This is a genomic window from Aeromonas sp. ZOR0001, assembly GCF_000801015.1.
GTDB lineage: Bacteria > Pseudomonadota > Gammaproteobacteria > Enterobacterales > Aeromonadaceae > Aeromonas > Aeromonas veronii.
Genome location: NZ_JRJY01000095.1, coordinates 1 through 717, shown reverse-complemented (window position 1 = coordinate 717; position 717 = coordinate 1). Strand labels below are relative to the sequence as shown.

General features: G+C 50.9%; 2 protein-coding genes. Both read right to left on the bottom strand.

The genetic code is table 11. From position 1 onward, the window contains the following. Positions 1 to 279: hypothetical protein (locus tag L972_RS12480; RefSeq protein ID WP_047438587.1), on the bottom strand; the 279-nt coding region annotated here is incomplete at its 3' end. A gap of 104 nt (positions 280 to 383) precedes the next feature. Then, a partial coding sequence (locus L972_RS12475) for a septal ring lytic transglycosylase RlpA family protein (protein WP_047438585.1) occupies positions 384 to 717 on the bottom strand: 334 nt, incomplete at its 5' end.

The following is a 717-nucleotide window of genomic DNA, read 5'->3' as shown; positions in this document are numbered from 1 at the left end:
AAAGCCAATAAAAACAATGCCAGTCAGGCTTAACTGACTGGCATTATGCACAAGCACCCCTTCATTTTTCGTCAACTGTTCCAGCGGTAAGGCGGGGTTAAGTGATTGAACGTATGAAAAAAGGCTCCAGAAGCCAGCCATGATGGCTACCGCCACCAGAAACTTGGTCCACCATTTCTGCATGGCACGGACGCCGAACACACGCCAGAACCAGGTGGCTTGAATACGTGCCTTCGTCATGCGCCATTGTTTGCGAAACGCGAAAATGTCCATAGTCATGCTTTATTCATCCCTGTGTATGTTTAAAGCCGCCATCTGCTGCAAGGACATTACGATCTGCAGAGCCCATCATATTCCACCAAACTCTGCGACATCGTAAGTGGTCACAGCACCTCAACCTTTACTTTGATAATCCCGTCGCGAATATTGCCGATGGTGCTAAAGGCAGATTTGGAGAGATCGATAATACGCCCGTTTTTAAAGGCGCCGCGGTCATTGACCTTGACCACTACGCTCTTGCCGTTGGCGAGGTTGGTAACACGTACCATGGAGCCAAAGGGCAATTCCATATGGGCGGCGCTATTGAGGTTGTTACGATATAACTCGCCGCTGGCGGTCTTTTTGCCGTGATAGCGGTCGGCATAATAGCTGGCATAGCCGGTTTCGCTATAGCCGCGCCAGCTGCCGCCGTGACTCTCGTCATAACGGCTGCTACAG